Below are 22,444 nucleotides of genomic sequence, written 5' to 3'. Positions count from 1 at the left end.
GGACGCCGAGCAGGTAATATGTCACGTGTTATAGATCACTCGTGCGATCACGCAGCCAGGAGATCCGCCATGCACATTCAACGCTCATCGCACCTCCGTCCTGCTCGGCGACGCGACGGATGAGGACGAAGATGTCACCCCGGACGCCGGGGTCCGTGCTCCGCTCCGCAGCGAGGAGGGAGCGCGGATGAAGGTCGTCGTGATCGGCGCCGGAGCCATCGGCGCGGCGTGCACGCTGGCCCTGGCCGAAGCGGGCGCCGAGGTGGTCGTCATCGATCGCGCAGGGGTGGCGGGGGAGACCTCGAGCCGGTGTGAGGGCAACATCCTGGTCTCGGACAAGGAGCCAGGACCCGAGGCGGAGCTGGCGATCGAGGCGAACCGAGCATGGCGGACGCTCGCGGAACGGCTCGACGCCGAGCGGGTGCCCGGCCAGCGGGCGACGGAGTTCGAGGCGAAGGGCGGCATCGTCGTCGCGTTCGGCGCCGGCGCCGAGGCGCTGCGATCCTTCGCCCTCTCGCAGCACGCCATCGGCATCCGCTCCGACGCGCTCGATGCGCGGGCACTTCGAAAAGCGGAGCCGCACCTCAGCCCCGAGATCGCGTTCGGGATGCACTACCCGGACGACGCGCAGGTTCAGCCGAGTCTCGCGACGCAGGCCATGCTGGCGCGTGCCGTGCACCTCGGCGCGCGCCTGGTGGTCGACGAGGTGGTCGCGGGCGTCGTCGCGGCCGGCCGAGCGACAGGCGTGCGCACCCGCACCGGCGCGATCGAGGCAGACGCCGTCGTGAACTGCGCGGGTCCCTGGTCGGGTGAGGCGGCGGCGCTGTTCGGCAGCATCCTGGACATCCGGCCGCGTCGCGGCACCATCCTGGTCACCGCGGCGATGCCGCAGCGGGTGTTCCACAAGGTCTACGACGCGGACTACGTCGGCGCCGTCGGATCCGGGGACGCGGCGCTGCAGACGTCCACCGTCGTCGAGTCGACGCCGTCGGGCACGGTGCTGATCGGATCCAGTCGCGAGCGCGTCGGCTTCTCCGACCGGGGGCTGCTCGCCCCGTTGTCGGAGATCGCGGCGAAGGCGCAGCGCGTGTTCCCCTTCCTGCGCGACACCATGCTGCTGCGGACCTATCACGGGTTCCGGCCGTATGCACCGGACCACCTCCCCGCGATCGGCGCGGACGCCACGGTCGCCGGGCTGTTCCATGCGGCCGGCCACGAGGGGGCGGGCATCGGCCTCGCCCCGACGACGGGCGCCCTCATCGCCCACGCCCTGCTCGGCGCGCCGGCCCCTCTGGACCCGACGCCCTTCCTGCCCGCGCGGGCGACGCTGCAGGGGGCGGACGGCCGGGGCGCCGACGGCCGGGGTGCGCAGCCGGACGCCCGGCACGGGAAGGGGGTCGCGGCATGAGCGTGCGGATCACGGTCGACGGGGTCGACCTGGAGGGACGGGACGGGCAGACCATCGCGGGCGTCCTGCTCGGCGCGGGGCGACGCACCTGGCGCGCCGCGGCGGGTCAGGAGCGCGGCATCTTCTGCGGGATGGGCATCTGCCAGGACTGCGTGCTCACGGTCAACGGCGTCGAGGGCGTGCGCGCCTGCCAGCGCGCGGCGTGCGACGGCGACGTCGTCGAGCGGGAGGTCCGGGCATGACGTCGCGACGCGTGGTCGTGATCGGTGCGGGGCCCGCCGGTCTCTCGGCCGCCGCTGCGGCCCTCTCCGCGGGGGCGGAGGTCACCCTGCTGGACGAGGGCGAGCGCATCGGCGGGCAGTTCTGGCGCCATCATCCGGAGCTCACGGATCCGCGTCTGCAGCACCAGACCGGCCGGTTCCGTCGACTGCAGGACGAGATCGCGGCAGCCAGGGTCGTCTCCTCGGCCGTGGTGTGGCGGATCGAGCCCGGGGCACCCGTGCGCGTGCACGTCCTCGTCGGCCCCGCGGATGCCGCGCAGCGGCGGGGCGAGACGATCGAGGCCGACGCCCTCGTGATCGCCACGGGTGCCCACGACCGGGTGCTGCCGGTGCCGGGCTGGACGCTTCCCGGGGTCGCCTCGGCGGGCGCGGCGCAGGCGCTCGCCAAGCGGGACGGCGCACGGCTCGGATCCCGCACCGTCGTGGCGGGCGCCGGCCCTTTCCTGCTGCCCGTGGCGCAGAGCATCGGCCTCGTCGGCGGCGTGGTCGCCGAGATCGTGGAGGCGGCGGCACCCGGCGCCGTGCTGAGGGGCTGGGGGCGCCGTCCCTGGGAGCTCGCGGCCGCCGCGGCGAAGGCGGGGGAGCTCGCCTCCTATCTCGGATCCCTCGCGGCGCGGCGCACGCCGTACCGATTCGGCGCGGCGGTCACCCGCATCCACGGCGGCTCCGCCGTCGAGGCCGTCACGGTGCAGCGGATCGACGCCGACTGGCGCCCGGTGGAGGGCACGGCGCGCACCGTGGAGTGCGACTCGGTCGCGCTCGGTCACGGCTTCACGCCCCGGCTCGAGGCGGCGATCCAGGCGGGCTGCGAGATCGCGCCCGACCGTTTCGTGCGGGTCGGTTCGCAGCAGGAGACGAGCGCGGTCGGCGTGTACGCGGCCGGCGAGATCACCGGCATCGGCGGTGCCGATGCGGCTCTCGCCGAGGGTGCGGTCGCGGGGCTCGCGGCGGCGGGCGTCGCCCCCGCCGATCTCCGGTACCGCCGCCCGCTCGCCGAGCGTCGCCGGATGCGCGCATTCGCCGGCAGGCTGGCGACCCATCGGATCGGGGCAGGCTGGACCGGCTGGCTGGATGCGCAGACCGTCGTCTGCCGGTGCGAGTCGGTGCGCAGGAGCGCGCTCGACGGGTTCGCCGGCGCGTCGTCGCGCGCCGTGCGTCTGGCGACGCGGGTCGGGCTCGGCGCCTGCCAGGGGCGCACCTGCGGACGCAGCGTGGAGGAGATCGTCGGCGAGACGGTGGGGTTCGATCGGCGCCCCGTGCTCGGTTCGGTCCGCGTCGGCGAGCTCGCTGCGATCCGGCCCGAGAGCGGGGCCTGACGGGGCCCCGCCCCTTGATATCGGCAAGTAGTGGGTGATATGTTACGTATTACCGAGGACGAAGTCGTCCTCGGTGCGACTTCCGGTCGGACGTCACGGCGACAGCCGGAACGGTTCCCGGATCCTGGACGAGAATCGGCCCTGAGCGGCCACGAGCAGAGAGCACGGACAACGCAATGACTGAGCAGACCATGGATCTCGGGGGCGTCGTCGTCGCCACGACGCTGGCCTTCACCGAGGACGCCGCGGCCCCGGCGGGGCTCGCCGTGGACTACGACAGGTTCGGCGAGCACGTCGACTTCCTCATGTCGAACGGCTGCCGGGGCGTCGGCCCGAACGGCTCGCTCGGGGAGTACTCGTCGCTCACCGACGAGGAGCGGCGCAAGGTCATCCAGGTCGCGGTCGACGCGGTCGACGGGCGGGGCATCGTCATCGCCGGTGTGCACGGCGTGGGGAGCCACCAGGCGCGGAAGTGGGCGGAGCTCGCCCGGGAGGACGGTGCGGACGGTGTGCTGCTGCTGCCGCCGACCCTCTACCGCGCCAACGAGGGCGAGGTGGTCGCGCACTTCGCCGAGGTCGCGAAGGCGGGTCTGCCGATCATGGCGTACAACAACCCCTACGACACCAAGGTCGATCTGGTGCCGTCGCTGGTCGCCAAGCTCGCTGACATCCCCGAGGTCGTCGCGATCAAGGAGTTCTCCGGCGACGTGCGACGCGTCTACGAGATCAAGGAGCTCTGCGACATCGACATCATCGCGGGCGCCGACGACGTGCTCTTCGAACTCATGGTCAACGGAGCGGTCGGCTGGTTCGCGGGGTACCCGAACGCCTTCCCGCGCGAGGCGGTGGAGCTCTACAACCTCTGCAGGGACGGCGAATGGCACCAGGCGAGGTCGCTGTACGAGCAGCTCGTCGCGGTGTTCCGCTGGGATTCGCGTACCGAGTTCGTGCAGGCGATCAAGCTTTCCATGGACATCTGCGGCAACTCCTACGGCGGCCCCACGCGGCCGCCGCGCGGCCCGCTGAGCGCGGAGCAGCACGCGCAGGTGACCGCCGACACCGAGCGGGCTCTCGCTGCCCTCGCCGCCCGCCGCGCGGTGGTCGCCTGATGCGCACGAGCCGCATCCTGCACGCGGTGGACGCGCACACCGAGGGCATGCCGGTGCGGGTCATCACCGGAGGAGTGGGGCGCATCCCCGGCGAGACCATGGGGGAGCGGCGGATCCACGCGATCGAGCATCTCGACGGTCTCCGCCGCCTCCTCATGAACGAGCCGCGCGGGCATGCGGCGATGTCCGGTGCGCTGCTGCAGCCGCCGGCCCGCGAGGACGCCGACTGGGGTGTGGTCTTCATCGAGTCCTCGGGGTTCCTCGCGATGTGCGGGCACGGCACGATCGGGGTCGCCACCGTCCTGGTCGAGACCGGGATGGTCGAGGTCACCGAACCCGTCACGGAGATCCGGCTCGACGTGCCCGCAGGGCTGGTGATCGCACGCGTCGCGGTCGAGAACGGCCGGGCGACCGCCGTCACCATCGAGAACGTGCCCAGCTGGGTGGAACGGCTGGACGAGCGGATCGACGTGCCCGGCTACGGCGAGATCGGATACTCGGTCGCCTTCGGCGGCAACTTCTACGCGCTCGTCTCGCTCGACGACGTCGGCCTGCCGTTCGATCGCGCGCACAAGGACGAGATCCTCCGCTGCGGCCTGTCGATCATGGACGCGATCAACGCGCAGCGGCCCCCGCACCACCCGGAGATCGACGGCACGGACCACGTGCACCACGTCGAGTTCATCGCGCCGGGATCGGACGCGGTGCGGTCACGGCACGCGATGGCCATCCACCCCGGCATGTTCGATCGCTCGCCCTGCGGGACGGGTACGAGCGCGCGGATGGCCGAGCTGCACGCGCGCGGCGAGCTCGCGCTGGACGCCCCGTTCGTGAACGAGTCCTTCATCGGCACGGAGTTCACCGGACGGCTGATCGGCGAGACGACCGTCGGCGGACGCCCCGCCGTCATCCCGACGATCACCGGGCGCGCCTGGATCACCGGCACAGCCCAGTACATGCTCGACGAGAACGATCCGTTCCCCGAGGGCTTCGTCTTCTAGGAGGACAGATGACCGACAGCACGATCGCCGTGTCCGAGACCGCGGCACGCGCCGCGGGCGCCGCCGGGCCGTATGCGGCCACCTCTCCGCGCGAGCGCGCCGCAGCTCTCGTGGCCGCGGCCGACGCACTCGATGCCCACGCCGCCGAACTCGTCGCCATCGCGATGAGGGAGACCGGACTCACCGAGCCGCGCCTGACCGGCGAGGTGCGGCGCACCACGGGGCAGCTGCGGCTCTTCGCCGACACCATCGTCTGTGGCGCCTACCTGGACGCGCGGATCGACGACGCGGATCCCGACTACGCGATCGGCCCGCGACCCGATGTGCGTCGCGTGCTCGAACCGGTCGGGCCCGTGCTGAACTTCGCCGCGTCGAACTTCCCGTTCGCGTTCTCGGTCGCCGGCGGGGACTCGGCGGCGGCGCTGGCCGCGGGGTGCCCGGTCATCGTGAAGGCGCACTCGGGACACCCGGAGCTGTCCCGGCGGACCGCGGCGATCGTCGCAGAGGCGCTCGAGTCCGCCGGCATGCCGCCCGGGGTCTTCCAGCTCATCGAGGGGCAGCAGAACGGCGTCGAGCTGCTGCAGGACGAGCGGATCCGCGCCGGCGCGTTCACGGGCTCCACGCACGTCGGCCGCCTGCTCGCCGACATCGCCGCCGCGCGGCCTCGTCCCATCCCGTTCTTCGGCGAGCTCGGCAGTGTGAACCCGGTGTACGCCACGTACGTCGACGAGACGCTGCTGCAGGGTTTCGTCGCCTCCGTCGCGGGTTCCGCGGGGCAGCTGTGCACCAAGCCCGGCTTCCTCTTCGTGCCCGCGGACGCCGACCTCTCCGCGGTCTCACCCGCGGCCGACCTCGTCGCCGAGCACCGGCTGCTGAACCCGGGCATCGGCCGCGCGTTCGAGGGACGCCGTGCCGCGGTGCTCGCCGCGGACGGCGCCACGGTGCTGGCGGCCGGGGGGATCCGCGAGGACGAGGACGGTCAGCGGCACGCGACGCCGACGGTCGTGGCGGTGGACCTGGACACGCTCCGCACCCACCGCGACGAACTGCTCGAGGAGTCCTTCGGGCCGTTGTCGGTGATCGTGCGCTACGAGGGCGTCGCGGATCTGCCTGCGGTGCATCGCGAGCTGTTCCCGGGCAACCTCACCTCCACCCTGCACGCGCGCCCGGCGGAGCTGACGGACGGCTCCCTGGATGCGCTCGTCGACGCCCTCGCCGAGACGAGCGGCCGGGTGCTGTTCGGCGGCTGGCCCACCGGGGTCTCCGTCACTCCGGCGATGCAGCACGGCGGGCCGTATCCGGCGACGACGACCGATGCGACCAGCGTCGGCACCGCGGGAATCACCCGGTTCCTGCGCGGCGTGGCCTATCAGAACGCGCCTCAGGAGCTGCTTCCTCCACCGCTGCGGGACGACAATCCGTGGCGCGTGCCGCAGCACCGCAGCGCTGCAGGCCGTTCCACCGAGTGGGGAGCCCTCTCGCGCTGAGCACGCCGTCCGTACTGGCGGAGGGTCTGTGGGTGCATGCCGGCCAGTTCGGCGGCGACCGCGATCGCGAAGATCGGGGTGTCGGCGCTCATGCGCTCATCGCCCATGGCGCACCGCGTTTCGGCTCTGCCGGCACAAGGTCGACTGACCGAGATCAGGAGAATCCACAGGGATCCACCTGATCTCGGTCAGTTCGCCCGTTCTCGGCACGGAGCGGGCCCGAGCGGAGGCGCTCATCACGCCCGCGCCTTCGCCAGAAGCTCGGCGCGCGGGTTCTCCGCCGGTTCCTTACTGCGTGCGCCCCGTCCTCGCCGGACGGGGGCTCTCCGTGCCGGGACTCAGTCGAACACGATGCCGCCGCGCACCACGGCGACGCGGGCGTCCTGCTCCCAGAGCGCCGAGGGGTCGGAGATCGGATCGGCGGACAGCAGCACGGCGTCGCCGTGGGCGCCGACGCCGAGATGCCCGGCGCGCGGATCGCGGATGAGCGCCGCATTGACCGTGGTCATCGACCGCAGCGTCGTCGCCGCGTCGCTCGCCTCGATCTGCAGACGCACTCCGCAGAGCTGGTCGTCCTCCAGCTCGCCCATGAGGTCGGTGCCGAAGCCCACCTGCACGCCGGCGGCGAGCGCGAGAGCCACGGCCTCCTGTCCCTGCGAGAGCACCTCGGCGTTCTTGGCCAGGGAGATCGCGTTCAGGCCGATCCCCGCGCCGCGCCGGTCCATGGCGTCGTAGGCGGCAAGGGTCGGCACGAGGAACGCGCCGGCGTCCGCCATGCGACCGGCGGTCGTCGCGTCGATGAGGTTGCCGTGCTCGATCGAGCGGACCCCGTTGGTGATCGCGTGCAGCACGGCCTCGGAGGAGTACGCATGCGCCGCGACATAGGAGCCGCGGCGGGTGGCCTCCTCGACGACCGCGCGCAGTTCCTCATCCGAGTACTGCGGCACCCGGATCGGATCCGTCAGCGAGAACACGCCTCCGGACGCCATGACCTTGATCGCGTGTGCTCCCGTCCTCAGACGGTTGCGCACGGCGATCCGCAGCGGATCCACCCCGTCCACGATCTCGCTGAGGTGACCGTGCGCGAAGCAGATGTCGACGTGCGCCGAACGCGGATCGCCGTGGCCGCCGGTCTGGCTCAGCGCCGGCCCGGTGAACAGATAGCGCGGCGAGTCGAACAGGTCCCCGTCCACGGCGCGGGCGAGGCCGATGTCGCCGCCGGCGACGTCGCGCACCGTCGTGAAGCCGCGGTGCAGGGCCGCGCGGAGCCGGCGGGTGCCGTTGATGGCCGCGTAGCTGAGGGGGCCCCGTTCGTCCTCCAGCCCGTCCTGGCTGGTCGCGTAGGCGTGGAAGTGCGCGTCGATCAGGCCGGGGATGAGCGATCGGCCGCGTCCGTCGATGGAGACCGGATCGCCGAGCGGACGATCGGCGACGACCCCGTCGACGATGTACACGTCGCGGTCGGTGAAGCGTTCGCCGTCCCAGACGGCGGCGCCGAGGATGCTGAGGGATCCGGTGCGCATGGGGCTCCTTGTGTTCGTGGTGAGGGTGCGTGGTGCGGGTGCGCATCACGCGGTGCGGTGCCCATCCGGTCGGGCGAACGGCCGAAGCCGAGACGGCTCGTGCGACCGACCGCCAGATCCGATCACATCGGTCATGCCCCGACCCTATCCGTAATATGTCATGCAGTACATGGAAGGACCCTGCCCGGAGCGACACGGGCCGGGGCGGTTTCGCGGGTTCGCCCGAGATCTGGCAGAATAGATAGCTGGATCGCCGCTCGACCCTCTATCCGGCCGTGATCCACCCTCAGAGCTTCCACCGGATGTGCACCCCACGCGGTCGGTGATCAGTTCGTCTTCCTTCCACACCATTCAGGAGAATCGTGGCTGTCAAGATCCGTCTCAAGCGCCTGGGCAAGATCCGTGCGCCCTACTACCGCATCGTCGTCGCCGACTCGCGCACCAAGCGCGACGGTCGTGTGATCGAGGAGATCGGCAAGTACCACCCCACCGAGGAGCCCTCGTTCATCGAGGTCGACTCCGAGCGGGCGCAGTACTGGCTGTCCGTCGGCGCGCAGCCGACCGAGCAGGTCGCCGCGATCCTCAAGATCACGGGCGACTGGGGCATCTTCAAGGGTGACAAGGACGCGAAGTCCACCCTCAAGGTCGCCGGCGAGAAGGTCGCCTTCGAGGCCGACTCCTCCAAGAAGTCGGTCATCAAGCCCAAGGTCGAGAAGAAGGAGACTCCCGCCGAGGAGGCTCCCGTCGAGACCCCCGCCGAGGACGCAGCGGACGCTGCGGCCGACGCGGAGTAATCCGTCGTGCTGGCTGCCGCGCTCGAGCACATCGTCTCGGGGATCGTCGATCACCCGGACGACGTGACCGTCACCGCCACCTCGTCGCCCCGCGGCGACGTCCTCGAGGTGCATGTGCACCCCGACGACAGGGGTCGCGTGATCGGGCGCGGCGGCCGCACCGCCAAGGCCCTCCGGACGCTGATCACCGCGCTCGCGGACGGACGTCGCGTTCGCGTCGACGTCGCGGACGACTGAGCGTGGCCGTCACCGATCGCCCCTCCGGACGCAACCAGCTGCGCGTGGGGCGCCTCGTCAAGGCGCACGGGCTCAAGGGCGCACTCAAGCTGGAGCTCTACACCGACGACCCCGCCGGGCGCTTCGTGCCCGGAGCCGAGTTCACGTTGCAGGTGCCCGAGGCATCTCCGTGGCACGGCAAGTCCATCACCGTCCGTGAGCACCGCGTGATGAACGGCAGCTCCGTCGTGTTCTTCGAGGGCGTCGACGATCGCACCGCGGCCGAGGGCCTGGTGAAGGCGATCCTCTGGATCGACCAGGACGACGCAGAAGAGCCCGAGGACGACGCCTGGTACGACCACCAGCTCACCGGGCTGGACGTCGTCCGCGACGATGTCGTCGTCGGCCGTGTGATCCGAGTCGACCACCTCCCCGCACAGGACCTGCTCATCGTGCGGCCCGCGACGGGGACCGGATCCGAGATCATGGTGCCGTTCGTCTCGGCGATCGTGCCGACGGTGGACATCCCCGGGGGCAGGATCGTCGTGACCCCTCCGGCCGGGCTCTTCGAAGAGCTCGCCGAAGACGATGCCGCCGAGCAGGACGCTCCCGGTGCGGATTGACGTCGTCTCGATCTTCCCGTCGTACTTCGACGGGCTGACCCTCTCCCTGCTCGGCAAGGCGCAGGGCAACGGCATCCTGGACCTGAACGTCCACGATCTGCGCGACTGGACCGGCGATCGGCACCGCACGGTCGATGACACGCCCTACGGCGGCGGCGCCGGCATGGTCATGAAGCCGGAACCCTGGGGCCTCGCGCTCGACGACCTCACGGCTGCGTCCAGGGGTACGGCTTCGTCGGCCGGTTCCGCCGATGCCCGGCCCACCATCATCTTCCCGTCGCCGGCCGGCGAGGTCTTCCATCAGACCACCGCGCGCGAGCTCGCCGATCGGGAGCACCTCATCTTCGGCTGCGGCCGCTACGAGGGCATCGACGAACGGGTCTTCGAAGAAGCCGCGACCCTCGGCGAGGTGCGGCTGATCAGCCTGGGCGACTACGTGCTGAACGGGGGAGAGGTCGCCGTCATGGCGATGATCGAGGCCATCGGCCGGCTCATCCCCGGTGTGGTCGGCAACCCCGAGAGCCTGGTCGAGGAGTCGCACGAGGACGGCCTCCTCGAGTACCCCTCGTACACGAAGCCGTCGGTGTGGCGTGACCGGGAGGTGCCGCCGATCCTGCTGAGCGGCAACCACGGCGCCATCGCCGCCTGGCGACGCGAGCAGCAGTGGGAGCGGACCCGGCGTCGTCGGCCCGATCTGCTCCCGGGCGACGAGGACTGACTTCGTCCCGCCTCCAGGCGTGGTCGCCGACCATCGTCAGCCGCAGGTGTAGGTGACCCCGCCGACCTGCCACGTTCCCGGGCCGAGCTGCGCGCACATCGACACGACGTTCGCGATCGCGATGCCGCCGATGATCATGCCGATGATCGCGAGCACCGTGAGCACCGCCCCGATGATGATGCCGGCGACGGCCAGGCCGGTCGGCGCATTCGCCTTCTTGAGCTTGGCGCGGGCGACGAGGCTGATGATGAACCCGACGAGCGGGAGCAGGAACGCGAGGATGAGTCCGGCGATCGCAAGACCCTTGCCGGGGACCGGGGCCGCGTAGGGGCCCTGGCTGGCGGGATACGCGGGGACCTGCCCGGCGTACGGATCCGGAGCGGTGCTGGGCTGCGGCGTCGGGTAGCCGTTCTGGGCCGGATAGCCGCCCTGCGCCGGAGCGGGGGCGTATCCCGGTCCCGCCGGCGGCACCGGGGCGGCGGGGTACTGCGGAGGTTGCCCGCCCTGCGGAGAGGGCTGGCCGGGCTGCTCGGGGTACGTCATGACGCTCTCTCCTTCATCGCGATGGAACGGACAGCACAGATCCTAGAGCGCCGACGGCACGCGGGACAGGGGTCTCGGGTCACAGCACGCGCTCGGATGCCCGGGAGACCTCGAGGACGATGCCGTGCGGGTGCCGGAGCGCGAGCGTGTCTCCGTGGCCGTATCCGCGCATCGCCCCGCGCAGAAGCCGGCCGATCATCTCGTGCGTGACGAGCAGCGGGGTGCCGGTGCCCGCCCACGCGCACTCCTCGAGCGCGCGCAGAGCCCGCGGCCGGGCCGATGCATAGCTCTCGCCGCCGGGGAAGGCCCAGCCGTACCGATTCTCCGACCGCAGGGCGCGCACGCCCGGGTACGCCTCCTCGAGCTCGGCCCAGGTGCGGCCCGCGAAGGAGCCGTGATCGACCTCGGCGAGTTCGTCCACCACGACGATCTCTGCACCGAGGTGCTCCGCGACGATCTCCGCCGTCCGGCGGGCACGCCCGAGGGGACTGGTGCAGACGATGCCGACGCCGGCGCCCTCGAGCCGGTGGGCGATCTCGCGCGCATGCCCGATGCCGGCGTCGGTCAGAGGGGAGTCGAGCCGTCCCTGCAGCCGATGCTCGTGGTTCCACGCCGTCTGGCCGTGCCGTGCCAGGAACAGGCGCTCCGGCATCCGCAGGTCGTGTCGGGACATGTCCACAGAATGGCACACCTCGGCTCCGCAGGGCGGCAGCGCGTGCCACCGCCGAGCGGCATGCCCCGCGCCTTCCTTCCGGCGCCGGCCGACGGCGCTTCTCCGGCCGTACGCGGTAGCGTCGGCGGCATGGTGGATCACCGTCTGGCCGAATCGTTCCGCACCATCGGCGAGGAGTACGACCGGAGGCGGCCCGGCTTCCCCGCGGCGACCGCGGATGAGATCGTCCCCGTCCCGGTGCGGACCATCCTCGATCTCGGTGCGGGGACCGGCAAGTTCACGGCTCTGCTGACCGCACTCGCGGAACGGGTGATCGCCGTCGAGCCGTCCCGCGCCATGCTCGACGTGCTCCGGCGCCGCTTGCCGGAGGTTGAGGCCCTCGACGGATCTGCGGAACGGATCCCGGTCCCTGATGGGAGCGTCGAGGTGGTGACCGTCGCGCAGGCGTTCCACTGGTTCGACCGGGAGGCCGCCAGTGCCGAGATCCGACGGGTGCTGACCGCGGATGGCGTGCTGGGCCTGGTCTGGAACCACTCCGATCCGTCGTGCAGCTGGGATCGCGCCTGCACGCGGGTCGCGCACCCGGCGCTCAGCGGCGGGCTCTCGGGAGACGACGTCACGAAGGAGCTGCTGCCGGGCTTCGCGCCGCCGAGGTTCACGCAGGTCTCCTGGCGCGAGACGATCACCCGTGCCGACTACGTGGCCCGCTGGCTGACCGTCAGCTCTTTCCTCGCCGCCGACGACGACGTGCGCGCGGGCATGGTCGCGCGGGTCGAGCGCATCCTCGATGAGGACCCCGAGACGGCCGGGCGCGACGCCTTCGAGCTGCCGCAGGTCACGGACGTGTACGTGTACCGGGCGGTGTGAACGGCGTCAGTCGACGCCGAGGAAGGAGCGGTCGGTGAGGATGAGGGGGCCGTCCTCGGTGATCGCCACGGTGTGCTCGGAATGGGAGCCTCGCGAGCCGTCCGCGCTGCGCAGCGTCCAGCCGTCCGGATCGGTCACGAGCTCATCGGTCGTGGCGAGGAACCACGGCTCCAGGGCCATCACCAGGCCCGCGCGGAGCGGGAATCCGCGTCCGGGGCGGCCGTCGTTGGGCACGTGCGGGTCTCCGTGCATGATGCGGCCCACGCCGTGCCCGCCGAAGTCGGTGTTGATCGAGTAGCCCTCGCCGTGCGCGACGCCGGCGATCGCGGCCGAGATGTCGCCGATGCGGTTGCCGACCACGGCCGCCGCGATCGCGGCGTCCAGTGCGCGCTCGGTGGTGTCGATGAGGCGCAGGTCCTCGTCGCGCGGGGTGCCCACCACGAAGGAGACCGCGGAATCGGCGACCCAGCCGTCGACGGAGACCGCGAAGTCGAGGGAGACGAGATCGCCGTCGCGCAGCGTGTAGTCGTGCGGCAGACCGTGCAGCACCGCGTCGTTCACCGACGTGCAGATGACCTTCCCGAACGGGCTGGCGCCGAACGAGGGGTGGTAGTCGATGTAGCAGGACTCGGCACCGGCCTTGCGGATCATGTCGTGCGCGCGCCGATCGATCGAGAGCAGGTTCGTGCCCACCTTGGTCTCGGCGCGCAGCGTCGCCAGCGTCTCCGCCACGAAGCGTCCGGCCGCCCGCATCTCCTCGATCTCGGCGGGGGTGCGCAGTTCGATCATTCCCAGTCCTCTCGTCCTGTCCATTCTCTCCTACCTCTCTGCGGGCCGACGCTCACAGCGAACGCCCGGATCCGGGCCGGCGCCCCCGACGTACCATCGCGGTATGTGGATCCGGCGCGCTTTCTTCTCCTGGCTGTTCCCGGCCGCCCTCGTGCTGCCGCTGTGGCTCTTCATCGGCTGGGGCGTGTTCCACGCCGGCGGGTGGGCGTTCCTCTGGGTGCTGTTCATCGCGCTGCCGTCCGTGCTCGTCGGCGAGGTGGCGCTCGGGCTGCTCGTGCGCGCTCGCCCGACCGTGCGTGCGGAGCGCGCCGTCTCCTGGCGCGATGTCCTGGGCTTCACCGTGTGGCACGGCCTCACGATCGCGCTCGGGTTCTTCCCCGAGAGCGCCTTCGGCTGGCTCCTCACCGGCACGATCGTCGCCTTCCTCGGCCTGTTCTGGTCGACGCTCTGGCAGCTCTGGAAGGATGTGGCGGAGCGCGGAAGGGCGGGTTTCGTGATCGACGGCGACGCGATGCGTCCCCCCGTCTACGGGGATCCGAGCGGCCCCGTGCGGGAGCGGGCGAGCCGGAACGGCGACGTCATCGTCATCACCGAGACGGGGCAGTCCGACGGGGACCGTCCGGAGCGCTGACGCCGTCGGGTCCTGCGCCGCGTCCGGTTTTGGCGCGGACCCGGATCCATGGCAGAATTGTTCCTTGTGCCGTGACCCGGTTCTGCCTCAGGGGAGCCCGCGGACGCTCAGCGCTCCGTTCGGCACACACCACACCTTCATCCCTTCCTACATGCATGCGACCTGAGGCGAGTGCAGAGAGAGACGATCATGCAGATCCTCGACGTCGTCGACGCGGCTTCGCTCCGCTCCGACATCCCCGAGTTCTTCCCCGGCGACACCGTCAAGGTGCACGTCAACATCATCGAGGGCAGCCGCTCCCGTATCCAGGTCTTCCAGGGCGTCGTCATCGGCCGCTCGGGCGACAGCGTGCGCGAGACCTTCACGGTCCGCAAGATCAGCTTCCAGGTGGGCGTCGAGCGCACCTTCCCGGTGCACTCCCCGGTGATCGACCACATCGAGGTCGTCACCCGCGGTGACGTGCGCCGCGCGAAGCTCTACTACCTGCGCAGCCTGCGCGGCAAGAAGGCGAAGATCAAGGAGAAGCGCGACGCGCGCTGATCCCTCTCCGTGTGAGAAGAAGCGCCCCGGGACACGCGTCCCGGGGCGCTTCTTCGTGACCGGGCATGAGAAGCTGGAGGGCGCCGTCGTCCGACGGCCCGAGCCGTGAAGGATGACGCATGACGGAAGAGATCGCGGCCGGACCCGTCGACGCAGTGCGGGAGCCGGCGGCGCCGCGCAGACGCGGCTGGGTCGTCTTCCTCCGCGACATCGTGGTGATCCTACTCATCGCCGTGCTCGTGTCCTTCCTCGTCAAGACGTTCGTGGTCCGCAGCTTCTACATCCCCTCGGGATCGATGGAGAACACGCTCCTCGTCAAGGACCGCATCCTGGTCGACGAGATCACGCCGCATTGGAACGGCTACCACCGCGGCGACGTCGTCGTGTTCAAGGATCCGGGAGGCTGGCTTCCGCCCGCGCCGCAGGTCCCGCCCCGATCCCCCCTGCTCGAGGCGGGGGAATGGTTCCTGACGCTCATCGGCATCGCCGCACCCGATTCGGATGACCATCTCGTCAAACGCCTGATCGGACTGCCGGGAGACCACGTGGTGTGCTGCAACTCCCTGGGCCAGCTCACCGTCAACGGCGCGCCGATCGACGAGTCCTCGTATCTGAAGCAGGGGGTGGGCGACGATCGGGCGTCCAGCATCCCGTTCGACGTCACGGTTCCCAAGAACGCCATCTGGGTGCTCGGCGACAATCGCACCCGCTCCGAGGACTCCCGGTATCACCAGGATCAGCCCGGCGGCGGCTTCGTGCCGATGGACAACATCGTCGGACGGGCGTTCCTGATCACCTGGCCCTTCGACAGGTTCGGCCTGATCGACGGGCACTACGCCGTGTTCAACGGGGTCTCGAATCCGAAACCGCAGGGGCGCCGCCGTGGCGGTCGCCGAGCCTAGCCTGGTGCTCGAGCGGCGGCTGCTGCGCGAGCACACGCACGTGATCGCCCTCGACGAGGTCGGACGCGGCGCCCTGGCCGGCCCGGTCGCCGTGGGCGCCACGGTCGTGGACGCGGCCGCAGCGCGACGGCGGGTTCCTCAGGGGCTGCGCGACTCCAAGCTCGTCCCGGAGAAGCGGCGCCCCGAGGTCGCGGCGCGGGCCGGCGCGTGGGCGCCCGCGAGCGCGGTGGGCTGGGCGTCGAACGCGGAGATCGACGATGTGGGCATCATGCGCGCCCTCGGCCTCGCCGCGTCGCGAGCGATCATCGCCGCCTGCGGAGACGTCTGGGATCCCGCGGCCGGGCTCGTGATCCTCGACGGCAACCACGACTACGTGTCGGCGGTGCACCCCGGTGCGCTGACCGTGCGTTCGATCGTCAAGGCCGACCGGGACTGCGCGTCCGTCTCGGCGGCGTCGGTGCTGGCGAAGGTCGCGCGCGACGCGCTCATGGTTCAGCTGGCGGGGGAGTTCCCCGACTACCAGTGGGAGCGTAACAAGGGGTACGCCAGCATCGAGCACCGTGACGCCATCCGGCGTGGCGGGCTCACCCGCCACCACCGCTCCTCCTGGGCCATCGCAGACGCGCCGACGCTGTTCTGAGCCGCGCGTTCGGGATGCGGCGGCCTCTCGTAGGATGGAGGGATCATGGATGACGACGCCTTCGACGATTACGACCGCGAGCTGGAGCTCGCCCTGTACCGCGAGTACCGCGATGTGGTCCTGCAGTTCCAGTACGTGGTCGAGACCGAGCGTCGCTTCTACCTCGCGAACGAGGTCAACGTGGTCCGCCGCGACACCGAGCACGACTTCTACTTCGAGGTCGCGATGAACGACGTCTGGGTGTGGGACATCTACCGGGCCGATCGCTTCGTCAAGTCGGTGCGGGTGCTGACCTTCAAGGACGTCAACGTCGAGGAGCTGTCCCGCCGCGAGTTCGAGCTCCCGCAGGAGCTGTCGCTCGACGGCGAGTGACGCAGGAGGCGCCCGCCGCGGCTTCTCGCCCGCGGTGGCGGGGCGGGACGCTCGCCGATCGGCGGTGCCGACCGAGAGGGTGATGTCCTCCACAGGTCGACCTCTTGCGGACTTTCCCACCGGTTGCGGGATCAGGGCGCCGAGGAGCTGCGCGCTCGATCAGGCTGTCCATCATGGCAGCCAAGGACGAACTCGGACGCGCGGGCGAAGACCGCGCCGTCGCGTACCTGATCGGGCGCGGATACGCGATCCTCGACCGGAACTGGCGATGCGAGCAGGGTGAGCTCGACATCGTCGCGCACCATCGGGACGCGCTCGCCTTCGTCGAGGTGAAGACACGGCGGACGCTCGACTACGGGCACCCGTTCGAGGCCATCGACCGCCCGAAGCGCCGACGCCTCTGGCGACTCGCGCAGCTCTGGGTGCGCGCGCATCCGGCGACGGCTCCCGGGGCCGTCCTGCGACTCGAGGCGATCGGCATCGTCGGCGCGGATCCGGCCCGCGGGGCGCTCGAGCACCTGCAGGATCTGCGGTGACCGCGCGCACCTGGGCGGTCGCGCTGACCGGCCTGAACGGGCACATGGTCGACGTGGAGGCCGATCTCTCGCAGCAGACACCGGGGTTCGACCTGATCGGCCTGGGGGACCGTGCGCTCGGAGAGGCGGCGCGGCGCGTGCACAACGCCTGCAGGAACAGCGGACTCGACCTGCCGCGCCGCAAGCTCACGGTGAACCTGTCACCGGCCAGTCTGCCCAAGCACGGCTCGGCGTTCGACGTGGCGATCGCCATCGCCGCTCTCGGCACCGGGGGCGCCCTCGATCCGGTGTCCCTCGCGCGCACCGTGCATCTGGGCGAGCTGGGGCTCGACGGCAGGCTGCGCCCGGTGCCGGGCGTGCTCCCCGCATTGCACGCCGCGCGCGAGGCCGGGTTCGAGCGGACCGTGGTCCCGTTCGCGAACGAGGCGGAGGCGCGTCTCGTGCCCGGGATGGAGGTGCACGCGGCGGTCAGCCTCGCGCAGGTGGCCCTCCTGCACGGAGCGGATGTCCCGGAGCTGGGGGAGCCGGAGCCGGTGCTGTCCGCCGCCACTCCCCAGACGAGTGCGCCCGCTCTCGAGCTCGCCGACGTGATCGGGCAGGACGATGCCGTGGCCGCGCTGGTCGTGGCGGCGGCCGGGGGGCACCACCTTCTGCTCTCCGGCCCACCCGGGGCCGGCAAGACCATGCTGGCGCGGCGGCTTGCCGGCATACTGCCCGATCTGGACGAGGGACTCGCGCTGGAGGCCGCGTCGATCCGGTCGCTCGCCGGCGAGACGCTGAGCCGCTTGGAGCTGCGTCCGCCGTTCGTGGCCCCGCACCACAGCGCCTCCGCGGTGGCGATGATCGGCGGGGGCTCGCGCACCGCACGTCCTGGCGCGATCGCGCGGGCGCATGGCGGACTGCTCTTCCTCGATGAGGCCGCCGAAGCCCCCGGCGCGGTGCTCGATGCCCTGCGTCAGCCCCTGGAGTCGGGATCCATCGAGATCCACCGCGCGGGTTTCACAGCACGGTTCCCCGCCCGTTTCCAGTTGGTTGCACATTGTGTACGTCTCGACACTGTCCAGTAGGCACTCGGCGACCACGGCACGTCGGACCACGAGCAACCTCGGACCCAAACGCAGAATCAACGAGGACGGAGCGCACTCCGAGGTCACGGCCTGCGGAAGTTGCGTGCGTCAAACGAGCGAGAAGGCGCCCATCAGATGTCGTCGGCGAAGCCGGCCGTTCTGCGGGTGGACGCTGCTCGGCGACAAGGGCGTATCTGAGGTCTACTGCGAGCTCTGCTTCGTGGAGTGCGTTGAGATCAGACGTAGACTCCGCGGTCTTCCATAAATTGGATGGGGTTGGTGTATCCGCCGTCGATGTAGACCTCGAAGTGCAGGTGGCATCCGAAGGAGCGTCCGGTGTCGCCGGCGTAGGCGATGATTTGGCCCGAGCCGACCTGCTGACCGCTGTCGACGATGATGCCGCCATCCATGATGTGCGCGTAGCCGGTGCTGATGCCTGCGCCGTGCTGGATGCGGATGTAGTTGCCGTAGTTTCCGTTGCGGCCGGCGTAGTCCACCGTGCCGGAGTTGGCGGCATAGATGGGGGCTCCGCACCCGTTCGCGAGGTCAGCGCCATAGTGGTAGCTGGAGGAGCAGCCCTGTGGACCGCAGTCGGGTGTGCGGGGGCCGTAGCTCGAGCTGCGTGCGCCGCCGTGGGGTCGGACCCATCCGCCTGATCCGGCGGCCGCGCCACCTCCGTTCGCTGCGGCTTCGGCCGCTTCGCGTTCACGTCGTGCCTGCTCTTCCGCCGCTCGGGCGGCAACGCCGGCTTGGTACCCCGCGACGGTGTTGGTCGTCGTGTCTTTCAACGCCGCGAGTTGTGCCTTCAGGGTCTCGACATTGGAAGCCTGCTCGTCCAGGGCCGCTTTGGCTGCTTGGGCTGCTGCCTGCGCGGCCTTCATCTTCTCTTCCGCGGCCTGCTTGAGCCGGTCTCTCTCGTTTCGCGCGACCTTTGCCTGGTCGGCGAGCGATTGCGCAGTATTCCGCGTCGAGACTGCGTTTTCGTAGACAGACCGGCTGTAGTCGAGGAACTTGTCCATCGTGCCCAGACGGGTGAGCAGGTCATCGGTGTTCTCCGCGTTACCGGCGAAGAAAAGGCGGAGGGAGGGGTCGTTGCCCTCGTCGCGGGCCAGCTGCGCGGCGACCTGATTCGCTTTGCGTGCCGCCTGGTCTGCGGCTTGTGCACTCGAGTCAGCTTGCGCCTGTAGGAGATCTGCTTTGGTGATCGCGGCGAAGAACTGTTGCTGAGCGGCATACAACTGGTCCGAGGCTGCGGCGGCGGCGGATTGAGTGTCGGCGACCTTCTGCGTCAGGTCGCTAATGAGCGCTTGGATGCGAGCGACCTCTGTTGCCTTGGCGCCCTCGTCGTTCATTGCGCGCTGTACGTCGTCCCAGCTGGGATACGACGATGCGAACGCGGCGGGGATGCCCATGCCGAGCGAGGAGAAGGCCGCGAGGCTCAGTGCTCCGATTCCCAGGGCCCCGCGTCGGCTGACGTGCAACTTCCAAACAGAGTCGCGTGCCGTCGTCGTGGAGCCGAATCCTCGCGGCTCAGCTTCTCGTCGGGGGTGTTTCGGAGTCTGGTCGTTCACTTTGCCCTTTCGGTGGGCGATTGGAGCGGCGTGTCAAGTCGGGAGGGAACGGTGCTCGGTGTTGTGGCGGCCTCCGACGATTCCATAGTCCCGGGCATCGCGAAGGCTCGCGGTCGGCACGCCCAAAGGTGGTGCTTTCCCAGCTCGATGAAAGAAATGTCCCACGCTCCCGCCGTGGCACCGCAACACATCGCGTTGGGTCGACATCTGTGCGATGAGCCCTCGGAGGCTGGCCGAATCACGGACCCGCAGCCGGGGGCGGCTATTGCACGTCGACACTATCCGTGGCAAGCCTCGGCGACAGTTCGGCGAGCGGTGACATCCGGCGGTCGGGCTTGGGGCGGCGGGCCGCTCGAAGGCCATTGAGGATGATGACGATCTCTGCAAGCTCGTGCACCAAGACCACGCCGGCGAGCCCGACGATGCCGAGGAGCGCGAGCGGGAAGAGTCCGATGATCACGGCCAGGGCGAGACCGATGTTGGCCGTCATGATGCGGCGGCCGCGGCGGGCATGGGCGAGTGCGTCGGGTATGAGGCGGAGATCGTGTCCGGTGAATGCGACATCGGCTGACTCGATTGCGGCGGCCGAGCCGTTCACGCCTATTGCAATCCCGACCGTCGCGGCCGCGAGGGCGGGGGCATCGTTGATGCCATCGCCCACCATGGCGGTCGGCTGCGTCTCGGCAAGAGTGTCGATGGCCGCGGCCTTGTTGGCGGGGAGCTGCTCAGCGCGGACATCGATGATGCCTGCCTCCGATGCGATCGCCCGGGCGGTGCGGGCGTTGTCACCGGTGAGCATGACCGCATCGATCCCCAGCTCCTGCAGCATTCGGATCGTTTCGGCTGATTCCGGGCGCAGTTCGTCTCGCACGCCGATCAATCCGGCGATGACTCCGTCCGCTTCGACGACGACGACGGTCATGCCTCGTGCGGACATCGACTCCGCGACGTCGCGAGCAGGATCGGGATCGATCCATCGCACGTTTCCGATCCGGATCCGCCGCCCGTCCACAGTTCCGGATACACCGCGCCCGGCGTTTTCGACCACCCCCGTCGCCATTCCGGGGGAGGAGGACGCTTTGGTGATCGCCGCGGCCAGCGGGTGGGTGCTGCTCGCTTCGACGGCCGCCGCCCATGCGAGGAGCTCGTCGTTGCTGACACCGGGAGTGTGGAAGATCTCGGCGACAGCGGGCTCGTTGCGGGTCAGGGTGCCGGTCTTGTCGAAGGCAACAGTGCGGATCGTCCCGAGCTGTTCGAAGGCCTCCCCGGATTTGACCACGACACCGAACTTCGACGCGGCTCCGATCGCACTGATCACCGTGACCGGGACCGCGATCGCCAATGCACAGGGTGAGGCCGCGACGAGAACGACGAGAGCGCGTTCGATCCACGTCCACGGGTCGCCAATCAGGATCCCGAACAGTGCAACGAGTGCTGACGCGACCAGAACGGCCGGGACAAGAGGTCGGGCGATCTTGTCGGCTAGACGTGCCCTGTTGCCTTTGCGAGCATGCGCCTGCTCCACCAGGGACACGATCTGGGTCAAGGAGTTGTCACGACCGTCCGCGGTCGCTTCGATCCGCAGTGTCGCCGCCCCATTCACGGATCCGGCCATGACCGAGTCGCCGGGTCCTGCCTCGACCGGGATCGACTCACCGGTGATCGCCGAGGCGTCCAGGCTGGAGCGCCCCTCGACGACAACACCGTCCGTCGGTACGCGTTCGCCGGCACCGACGACCAGAATGTCCAACTCTCGGACATCCTGGGCAGGGACCGTCAGGTCTCCGCTCAGCCGGGAGATACGGGCGGTGTCGGGAATCAACGAAAGCAGGGCGCGCAGGCTCTCTTTGGCGCGGTCCATCGCCCGGTCCTCGAGTGCCTCGGCGAGGGAGAACAGGAATGCCAAGGCTGCGGCCTCACCGACGCGGCCGAGCAAGACTGCACCGATCGCGGCGATCGTCATCAGGAGGCCGACACCAAGACGACCACGCATCAGACGACGTATCGCCCCAGGGGCGAACGTGTAGGCGCCGACGAGCAGACCCGCCCATTGCAGCACCAACGCAGGGATGAGCAAGCCCGCCCACTCCAGCCCGTATCCCACGGCCAGGAACGCCCCCGACAGGGCAGACGGCAGCAGCGCGGAGTCGCGCCACCACGACGGGCGGGCCACATCGGCCACCGCAGCAACCGCGGCCCCGTCCGGACCACAGCAAGCATCGGCCTCAGACGACCTAGAGGCGAGATCGACGCTGTCAGTCGCCGAGTTCACCGCGCAGCAGGCGTCGCCTCCTGCCTGTGAGCGTCGCAGCTCGACACGTTTGCGCCCAACGGTTTGCCGTTGCTCATCAGAACCACAGCACTCTTCGCTCATGCGCAGCACTCGCAGTTCTCGTCGACGCAACTGCCCCCTTCATCGACGGCAACCACGGCCTCGAGGAGGTGCCGCAGTCCGATCGTCAGGTGCGGGTCGGCGATCTCGTACCGGGTGCGGCGCCCCTCCGGCGCCGCGACGACCAGACCACAGCCACGCAGGCACGCCAGGTGGTTGGACACGTTGGTGCGCGTGAGGTCGAGGTCCCGCGCGAGCTCCGCGGGATACCCGGGGTGGTCCAAGAGCTCCAAAAGGATTCTGGCTCGGGTCGGGTCCGCCATCGCCCTCCCCAGCCGGTTCATCACATCTAGACGGGAAGCAATAGTCAGCATGCACTGACTATACAGCGAAGGGTGAATTCTGGATGGTCGAGATCCTGGCTGCTCTCTCACGGGAAGCCGCCGGGTGCTCGACGCAGGTCGCACGGGCGGTCTCAGCGCCGCTGCCCGTCCGATTATCGGCT

The 22,444-nt window shown here is 70.2% G+C and carries 25 protein-coding genes and 1 pseudogene; 18 read left to right on the top strand and 8 right to left on the bottom strand.

Features of this window, described 5'->3' with window-relative positions:
• The first annotated feature begins 187 nt into the window (after positions 1 to 187).
• The 6 genes from J8G10_RS05695 (at position 188) to J8G10_RS05670 (ending at position 6,602) form a co-directional block, all read left to right on the top strand.
• Complete coding sequence (locus J8G10_RS05695; RefSeq protein WP_251440710.1) at positions 188 to 1,408, top strand: FAD-binding oxidoreductase; 1,221 nt, start codon at positions 188 to 190, stop codon at positions 1,406 to 1,408.
• Complete coding sequence (locus J8G10_RS05690) at positions 1,405 to 1,650, top strand: (2Fe-2S)-binding protein (RefSeq protein ID WP_251440696.1); 246 nt, start codon at positions 1,405 to 1,407, stop codon at positions 1,648 to 1,650. The genes J8G10_RS05695 and J8G10_RS05690 overlap by 4 nt, the downstream gene beginning before the upstream one ends.
• Positions 1,647 to 3,005, top strand: coding sequence for an FAD-dependent oxidoreductase (locus J8G10_RS05685; RefSeq protein ID WP_251440693.1), 1,359 nt, complete (start codon positions 1,647 to 1,649; stop codon positions 3,003 to 3,005). The genes J8G10_RS05690 and J8G10_RS05685 overlap by 4 nt, the downstream gene beginning before the upstream one ends.
• Positions 3,006 to 3,181: 176 nt before the next feature.
• Positions 3,182 to 4,114, top strand: coding sequence for a dihydrodipicolinate synthase family protein (locus J8G10_RS05680; protein ID WP_251440671.1), 933 nt, complete (start codon positions 3,182 to 3,184; stop codon positions 4,112 to 4,114).
• Positions 4,114 to 5,115 (top strand): proline racemase family protein, encoded by a 1,002-nt coding sequence (locus tag J8G10_RS05675; RefSeq protein ID WP_251440667.1) that lies wholly within the window; start codon positions 4,114 to 4,116, stop codon positions 5,113 to 5,115. The genes J8G10_RS05680 and J8G10_RS05675 overlap by 1 nt, the downstream gene beginning before the upstream one ends.
• 8 nt (positions 5,116 to 5,123) lie before the next feature.
• A complete protein-coding gene (locus J8G10_RS05670; RefSeq protein ID WP_251440664.1) occupies positions 5,124 to 6,602 on the top strand; it encodes an aldehyde dehydrogenase (NADP(+)) in 1,479 nt (492 codons plus the stop codon).
• A gap of 5 nt (positions 6,603 to 6,607) precedes the next feature.
• On the opposite strand, the pseudogene J8G10_RS05665 reads toward J8G10_RS05670, so the two are convergent.
• Positions 6,608 to 6,694: pseudogene (locus J8G10_RS05665) on the bottom strand (transcriptional regulator); the annotation flags it as partial.
• 246 nt (positions 6,695 to 6,940) lie between these two features.
• Positions 6,941 to 8,125, bottom strand: a complete 1,185-nt coding sequence (locus J8G10_RS05660) for an amidohydrolase family protein (protein WP_251440661.1) — start codon at positions 8,123 to 8,125, stop codon at positions 6,941 to 6,943.
• 362 nt (positions 8,126 to 8,487) lie between these two features.
• Between J8G10_RS05660 and rpsP the strand changes: the two genes are divergently transcribed.
• The 4 genes from rpsP to trmD are packed head-to-tail and all read left to right on the top strand — an operon-like array spanning position 8,488 to position 10,476.
• A complete protein-coding gene (rpsP, locus tag J8G10_RS05655; protein ID WP_233309342.1) occupies positions 8,488 to 8,919 on the top strand; it encodes a 30S ribosomal protein S16 in 432 nt (143 codons plus the stop codon).
• A gap of 6 nt (positions 8,920 to 8,925) precedes the next feature.
• Complete coding sequence (locus J8G10_RS05650) at positions 8,926 to 9,156, top strand: RNA-binding protein (RefSeq protein WP_251440658.1); 231 nt, start codon at positions 8,926 to 8,928, stop codon at positions 9,154 to 9,156.
• A gap of 2 nt (positions 9,157 to 9,158) precedes the next feature.
• Entirely contained in the window at positions 9,159 to 9,758 is a 600-nt protein-coding gene (gene rimM / locus J8G10_RS05645; RefSeq protein WP_251440655.1) for a ribosome maturation factor RimM, read from the top strand.
• The gene (trmD, locus tag J8G10_RS05640; protein WP_251440640.1) at positions 9,748 to 10,476 is read left to right on the top strand and encodes a tRNA (guanosine(37)-N1)-methyltransferase TrmD; all 729 of its coding nucleotides are present in this window, start codon (positions 9,748 to 9,750) and stop codon (positions 10,474 to 10,476) included. Before rimM ends, trmD begins: the two co-directional genes overlap by 11 nt.
• 36 nt (positions 10,477 to 10,512) lie before the next feature.
• Here the strand turns inward: trmD and J8G10_RS05635 are convergent, their stop codons facing one another.
• Both J8G10_RS05635 and J8G10_RS05630 read right to left on the bottom strand, forming a co-directional pair.
• Positions 10,513 to 11,019, bottom strand: a complete 507-nt coding sequence (locus J8G10_RS05635; RefSeq protein ID WP_251440638.1) for a DUF4190 domain-containing protein — start codon at positions 11,017 to 11,019, stop codon at positions 10,513 to 10,515.
• A gap of 79 nt (positions 11,020 to 11,098) precedes the next feature.
• Entirely contained in the window at positions 11,099 to 11,692 is a 594-nt protein-coding gene (locus J8G10_RS05630; protein ID WP_251440630.1) for a histidine phosphatase family protein, read from the bottom strand.
• Positions 11,693 to 11,821: 129 nt separating this feature from the next.
• Between J8G10_RS05630 and J8G10_RS05625 the strand changes: the two genes are divergently transcribed.
• On the top strand, positions 11,822 to 12,559 hold the full coding sequence (locus J8G10_RS05625; RefSeq protein ID WP_251440629.1) for a class I SAM-dependent methyltransferase: 738 nt from the start codon (positions 11,822 to 11,824) through the stop codon (positions 12,557 to 12,559).
• A gap of 6 nt (positions 12,560 to 12,565) precedes the next feature.
• Here J8G10_RS05625 and map read toward each other — a convergent pair whose 3' ends face one another.
• Complete coding sequence (map, locus tag J8G10_RS05620; protein ID WP_251440624.1) at positions 12,566 to 13,348, bottom strand: type I methionyl aminopeptidase; 783 nt, start codon at positions 13,346 to 13,348, stop codon at positions 12,566 to 12,568.
• Positions 13,349 to 13,451: 103 nt separating this feature from the next.
• On the opposite strand from map, the gene J8G10_RS05615 reads away from it, so the two are divergent.
• The 7 genes from J8G10_RS05615 to J8G10_RS05585 all read left to right on the top strand — a co-directional run bounded on the left by J8G10_RS05615 (position 13,452) and on the right by J8G10_RS05585 (position 18,036).
• The gene (locus tag J8G10_RS05615; protein WP_251440608.1) at positions 13,452 to 13,979 is read left to right on the top strand and encodes an MFS transporter permease; all 528 of its coding nucleotides are present in this window, start codon (positions 13,452 to 13,454) and stop codon (positions 13,977 to 13,979) included.
• A gap of 189 nt (positions 13,980 to 14,168) precedes the next feature.
• Positions 14,169 to 14,519, top strand: a complete 351-nt coding sequence (gene rplS / locus J8G10_RS05610) for a 50S ribosomal protein L19 (protein ID WP_251440594.1) — start codon at positions 14,169 to 14,171, stop codon at positions 14,517 to 14,519.
• A 119-nt stretch (positions 14,520 to 14,638) separates the two neighbouring features.
• The gene (gene lepB / locus J8G10_RS05605; protein ID WP_251440582.1) at positions 14,639 to 15,421 is read left to right on the top strand and encodes a signal peptidase I; all 783 of its coding nucleotides are present in this window, start codon (positions 14,639 to 14,641) and stop codon (positions 15,419 to 15,421) included.
• Entirely contained in the window at positions 15,402 to 16,061 is a 660-nt protein-coding gene (locus J8G10_RS05600; RefSeq protein WP_251440579.1) for a ribonuclease HII, read from the top strand. Before lepB ends, J8G10_RS05600 begins: the two co-directional genes overlap by 20 nt.
• A gap of 45 nt (positions 16,062 to 16,106) precedes the next feature.
• On the top strand, positions 16,107 to 16,433 hold the full coding sequence (locus J8G10_RS05595) for a DUF2469 family protein (RefSeq protein ID WP_045252131.1): 327 nt from the start codon (positions 16,107 to 16,109) through the stop codon (positions 16,431 to 16,433).
• A 173-nt stretch (positions 16,434 to 16,606) separates the two neighbouring features.
• Positions 16,607 to 16,969, top strand: coding sequence for a YraN family protein (locus J8G10_RS05590; protein WP_251440577.1), 363 nt, complete (start codon positions 16,607 to 16,609; stop codon positions 16,967 to 16,969).
• Positions 16,966 to 18,036 (top strand): YifB family Mg chelatase-like AAA ATPase, encoded by a 1,071-nt coding sequence (locus J8G10_RS05585; protein ID WP_292888466.1) that lies wholly within the window; start codon positions 16,966 to 16,968, stop codon positions 18,034 to 18,036. Before J8G10_RS05590 ends, J8G10_RS05585 begins: the two co-directional genes overlap by 4 nt.
• Positions 18,037 to 18,272: 236 nt before the next feature.
• On the opposite strand, the gene J8G10_RS05580 is transcribed toward J8G10_RS05585, so the two are convergent.
• The 3 genes from J8G10_RS05580 to J8G10_RS05570 all read right to left on the bottom strand — a co-directional run bounded on the left by J8G10_RS05580 (position 18,273) and on the right by J8G10_RS05570 (position 22,313).
• Positions 18,273 to 19,448, bottom strand: a complete 1,176-nt coding sequence (locus J8G10_RS05580) for a M23 family metallopeptidase (RefSeq protein WP_251440574.1) — start codon at positions 19,446 to 19,448, stop codon at positions 18,273 to 18,275.
• 421 nt (positions 19,449 to 19,869) lie between these two features.
• Positions 19,870 to 21,981, bottom strand: a complete 2,112-nt coding sequence (locus J8G10_RS05575) for a cation-translocating P-type ATPase (RefSeq protein WP_251442365.1) — start codon at positions 21,979 to 21,981, stop codon at positions 19,870 to 19,872.
• On the bottom strand, positions 21,978 to 22,313 hold the full coding sequence (locus J8G10_RS05570) for a helix-turn-helix transcriptional regulator (RefSeq protein ID WP_251440571.1): 336 nt from the start codon (positions 22,311 to 22,313) through the stop codon (positions 21,978 to 21,980). The genes J8G10_RS05575 and J8G10_RS05570 overlap by 4 nt, the downstream gene beginning before the upstream one ends.
• Positions 22,314 to 22,444 lie beyond the last annotated feature (131 nt).

This window comes from Microbacterium sp. USTB-Y, from assembly GCF_023703415.1.
In the GTDB taxonomy this organism is placed as follows: Bacteria; Actinomycetota; Actinomycetes; order Actinomycetales; family Microbacteriaceae; genus Microbacterium.
The sequence above is the reverse complement of the archived record's forward strand: the minus strand, read 5'-3'. Positions and strand labels throughout refer to the sequence as shown.